This is a genomic window from Pseudomonas sp., from assembly GCF_030696055.1.
Taxonomy (GTDB): domain Bacteria; phylum Pseudomonadota; class Gammaproteobacteria; order Pseudomonadales; family Pseudomonadaceae; genus Aquipseudomonas.
In genome coordinates this window covers 1-4,558 of the sequence record NZ_JAUYNP010000305.1, presented here as the reverse complement: position 1 = coordinate 4,558, position 4,558 = coordinate 1, and the positions used below count along the sequence as shown (strand labels likewise).

Genomic DNA, 4,558 nt, shown 5'->3' with positions numbered 1-4,558 from the left:
CAAGCTCACCCACCGCGACATGGGCCCCATCACCCGCTACCTCGGCCCGCTGGTGCCGCGGGAAGAGCTGATCTGGCAAGACCCGGTGCCGGCGGTGGACCACCCCCTGATCGGTGAGCAGGACATCGCCGCGCTGAAGGCCAAGGTGCTCGCCTCCGGCCCGTCCATCTCGCAGCTGGTCACGACCGCCTGGGCCTCGGCGTCCACCTTCCGTGGCTCCGACAAGCGCGGTGGCGCCAACGGTGCGCGCATCCGCCTCGCGCCGCAGAAGGACTGGGAAGTCAACCGCCCGGCCGAACTGGCCAAGGTGCTGCAGGCGCTGGAAGCGGTGCGCAAAGACTTCAACAGCGGGGGCAAAAAGGTCTCGCTGGCCGACCTGATCGTGCTGGGTGGTTGCGCCGCCGTCGAGGCCGCGGCGAAGAAGGGCGGCGTCGCTGTCACCGTGCCATTCACCCCGGGCCGCATGGACGCCGCGCAGGCGCAGACCGACCTCGCCTCGTTCGCCGTGCTGGAACCGGTGGCCGACGGCTTCCGCAACTACGTGCGCCAGGGGCTGGAAGGCGCGGTGGCCGAGTTGCTGGTGGACAAGGCGCAGCTGCTGAAGCTGACCGCGCCCGAGATGACGGTGCTGATCGGCGGCCTGCGCGCCCTGAATGCCAACGTCGGGCAGGCCCTGCACGGGGTCTTCACCCAGCGCCCCGAGACGCTGAGCAATGACTTCTTCGTCAATCTGCTGGACATGGGCACCCAGTGGCAGAAGTCCGCCAGCGCTGCAGGCGTGCTGGAGGGGCGTGATCGGACGACGGGTGATCTGAAGTGGACGGGTACCGTGGTGGATCTGCTGTTCGGTTCGAACTCCCAGCTTCGCTCCCTCGCGGAAGTCTACGCGGCCAGCGATGCGCAGCAGGCGTTCGTGCATGACTTCGTGGCAGCCTGGGACAAGGTGATGAACCTGGATCGCTTCGATCTGGCGTAAACGCAGCCGGTAGGCCTCGGTCTACAACCACTGGCCGCGACCTGGCATGGGTTAATCCTTGCCAGGTCGCGGCTTTTTATATGTGGGCGTCAGCAGCCACTGGTCGTGAATGACTGGAACCGACCCGGACAATCAATCCACAGGCTCATCGGCAGTAATGCGGAGACGACTTGGCTTGGCCAATGGGCTCCGTCCTCGGCGTTACTCAGGCGCTTGGGTGGTGCGTAAGTAAGGCAGCTTGATGTCGATGTTGCCGTACTTTTCGCGGGCCTGCTCATCGTTGAGGGCGAGTGCGACTATGACGTCCTGGCCCACTGCCCAGTTGGCGGGGGTTGCCAGCGGCACGTTGTAGGTCAGCTGCAGGGCGTCCAGGGCGCGCAGTACTTCGGCAAAGTTGCGACCAACCGACATGGGGTAGGTCATGGACAGCTTGAGCTTTTTGTCCGGGCCGATGATGAACACGGAGCGCACTGTGGCTGTATCTGCGGCGGTACGGCCATCGGGTAGGTAGGCCTCGGCCGGTAGCATGTCGAACGCCTTGGATACGACCAAGCCTTCATCCGCAATGATGGGGAAACCCGCCTTGGTGCCGCACAAGCCTTCGATATCGCCTTTCCATTTCTTGTGCGCGTCCACACCATCCACTGACACGCCAATCACCTTGGTGCCACGCTTCACCCAGTCATCAGCCAGTTGGGCTACCGCTCCGAATTCGGTGGTGCACACCGGGGTGAAGTCCTTCGGGTGGGAAAAAAGAATGGCCCAGCCGGAACCAATCCAATCGTGGAAGGTGATGGGGCCTAGGTCGGTATCGGCTGTAAAGTTGGGAACGAGGTCGTTGATGCGCAAGGCCATGGAAATTTCCTCCTGACGGGTGATGAACTGCAAGCTTGGAAGAGCCTAGTATGGATTTTAATAAAAGGCCTTGAATCGCCTCGGATTTAGTCGCTACACAAACGTCCGTATATGGACTGTCGCTAAGTGGTGCGGATTCACTGCAATTACTGACCCACCCACAAATAAAAAAGCCCCACGGCAAGGAGCGGATACCGTGGGGCGCGAAGAGGTTGGCAAGCCAACCGGGGGGAGAGAACAGGGTTAGGCGCTAGGCTGCCAACCGCCACCGAGGGCCTTGTAGATGGCGACTATGCCGCGGTACAGCTCGACTTCCGCTTGGGCCTGGGCGTCTTCGGCGGCCAGGCGTTCGCGCTCGGCGTCGAGCAGCACGAGAAAGTCCACTTCACCCTCACGATAGCGCACTGCAGCTTGTTCGGCCGCGGCGCGGCTGGCTTCGGATTGGCGTAGTAGGGCGAGCAGGCGTTGTTGCTGCTTGGCGTAGTCGCTAAAGGCGTTTTCCGACTCTTCCAGAGCCAGCAATACCTGCTGTTCATAGTTGGCCAGGGCGCCTTCGGCATCTGCTTCGGCACCGCGTAAGCGGGCACGCACGCTGCCCAGATCGAACGCCGCCCAGCTGATCCTCGGAGCTATGCCCCAGGCGCGGGCCGCTGAGGAACCCAGCGCTGAACCCCGTCCGGCGGTAAAGCCGAGAAAACCGGACAGGCTAACCCGCGGGAACAGATCGGCGGTGGCCACGCCAATATTGGCGGTCGCCGCCGCAAGCGCGCGTTCGGCGGCCTGTACGTCCGGCCGCCGCCGCAGCAGCTCGGCCGGATCGCCAATCGGCAGAGCCTTGGCGATGGCCGGCAAGGCCTTGGCGGAAAGATCCGAACTCAGTTGCTCCGGGCGCAAGCCAAGCAGGGTGGCGATGCGGTTTTTCGCCCGTTGTTGCTGCGCCTGCAGTTGCGGCAGGCTGGCTTCGGTAGCGGCCAGGCGCGCGTCACTGCGCAGCACATCCAGCTCGCTGCCGACGCCCTCTGCACGCAGTTGCTCGGTGATGCCCCGGGATTTCTGCTGATTGCCCAGGTTGGCGCGGGCGATGCGTTCGCGCAACTGGGCGCCGCGCAGGCTGCCGTAGGCGTCCACCAGCTCGGCGATCAAGCTGACCTGCAACTGCCGGTAATCGGCCTCGGCCACTTCGATCTGCGCGTCGCTGGCTTCCAGCTGACGCTGGATGCGGCCGAACAGGTCCAGCTCCCAGGCCATATCCAGGCCCAAGTCATAGCGCTCGGTTTTCACCCGCTGCTCGCTGATGCCCGGTTGCTGGGCCTTGCCGAATTCGCCACTGGCGCGGCTGGTGATGGTCGGCAACTGATCGTTGGCCACATCGTCACGGATGGCACGGGCGGCGCGCAGGCGGGCGTAGGCCACGCGCAGCTCACGGTTGTCCTTAAGCGACTGCTGCACCAGCTGGTTCAGGGTCGGGTCATCGAACTGCTGCCACCAGACGGCCTCGAAGCGCGAGCGGTCGTAGTTGCCGCGTTCGGCACTGCTTAGCTTGGCGGGTGCGGTCTGTGGTGCCTGGTAATCTGGGCCGACGGCGCAGGCGCTGACAGCCATGGCGAGCAGGCTGATCTTTAAGGCGTTGGCGGCGAATGCTTTCATGCCTGCACCTCCAGCGCGCGGGCGGCTTTTTTGGTTTCATGCTTCTCAACGAGCCCGCGGATTAGCACATAGAACACCGGGGTCAGCAGCAGACCGAAGAAGGTCACCCCGAGCATGCCGCTGAACACCGCCACGCCCATGGCATGGCGCATCTCGGCACCGGCGCCGGAGGACAGTACCAGCGGCACTACGCCCATGATAAAGGCGAAGCTGGTCATCAGAATCGGCCGCAGACGCAAGCGGCAGGCTTCCAGCACGGCGGCGAGGCGGTCCATGCCGTGCTCCTGTTTCTCCTTGGCGAACTCGACGATCAGGATGGCGTTCTTGCACGCCAGGCCAACCAGTACGATCAAGCCGATCTGGGTAAAGATGTTGTTGTCGCCACCGGCCAGGATTACCCCGGTGATGGCCGACAGCAGCGTCATCGGCACTATCAGGATCACCGCCAGCGGCAGGCTCCAGCTTTCGTACTGAGCGGCCAACACCAGGAAGGCCAGCAGCACGCAGAGCGGGAAGACGAAGATCGCGCTGTTACCGGCCAAAATCTGCTGGTAGGTCAGGTCGGTCCACTCGAAGCTCATGCCGTTGGGCAATTCGTCCTTGAGCAGCTTGGCCATCGCCGCCTCGGCCTGGCCGGAGCTGTAGCCGGGCGCCGCTGCGCCGTTGATCTCGGCGGTGAGGAAGCCGTTGTAGTGCATCACCCGATCCGGGCCGGCACTCGGGCTGACCTTGAGGAAGGCCGACAGTGGCACCATTTCGCCACGGTTATTGCGCACCTTGAGCTGGCCGATCTGCTCCGGCTCCAGGCGGAACTGCTGCTCGGCCTGCACGTTGACCTGATAGGTACGGCCAAAACGGTTGAAATCGTTGGCGTACAGCGAACCCAGGTAGATCTGCAGGGTGTCGAAGATGTCGCTGATCGCCACGCCGTGGGTCTTGGCCTTTTCGCGGTCGATGGCGGCATCGATCTGCGGCACATTGACCTGGTAGCTGGTGAACACCGACATCGGGTCCAGTTCCGGCAGCTGACGGGCCTTGGCGATAACGTTCTGGGTTTGCACATACAGCTCGTCATAGCCC

General features: G+C 63.6%; 4 protein-coding genes. 1 reads left to right on the top strand and 3 read right to left on the bottom strand.

The features are described 5' to 3' along the window. The coding region (locus Q8Q83_RS18495; RefSeq protein ID WP_305625595.1) for a peroxidase family protein at positions 1-976 on the top strand (976 nt) is incomplete at its 5' end. A 201-nt stretch (positions 977-1,177) separates the two neighbouring features. Here the strand turns inward: Q8Q83_RS18495 and Q8Q83_RS18490 are convergent. The 3 genes from Q8Q83_RS18490 to Q8Q83_RS18480 form a co-directional block, all read right to left on the bottom strand. Then, complete coding sequence (locus Q8Q83_RS18490; RefSeq protein ID WP_305625596.1) at positions 1,178-1,831, bottom strand: peroxiredoxin; 654 nt, start codon at positions 1,829-1,831, stop codon at positions 1,178-1,180. 243 nt (positions 1,832-2,074) lie between these two features. Then, entirely contained in the window at positions 2,075-3,478 is a 1,404-nt protein-coding gene (locus Q8Q83_RS18485) for an efflux transporter outer membrane subunit (protein WP_305625594.1), read from the bottom strand. Then, positions 3,475-4,558 (bottom strand): efflux RND transporter permease subunit (locus tag Q8Q83_RS18480; RefSeq protein WP_305625593.1); only part of this gene is annotated, 1,084 nt, incomplete at its 5' end. The genes Q8Q83_RS18485 and Q8Q83_RS18480, both read right to left, overlap by 4 nt.

Coding starts and splice junctions, on each gene's coding strand:
- Q8Q83_RS18490 (WP_305625596.1), bottom strand. CDS start 1,831: ATGGCCTTGCGCATCAACGACCTCGTTCCCAACTTTACAGCCGATACC.
- Q8Q83_RS18485 (WP_305625594.1), bottom strand. CDS start 3,478: ATGAAAGCATTCGCCGCCAACGCCTTAAAGATCAGCCTGCTCGCCATG.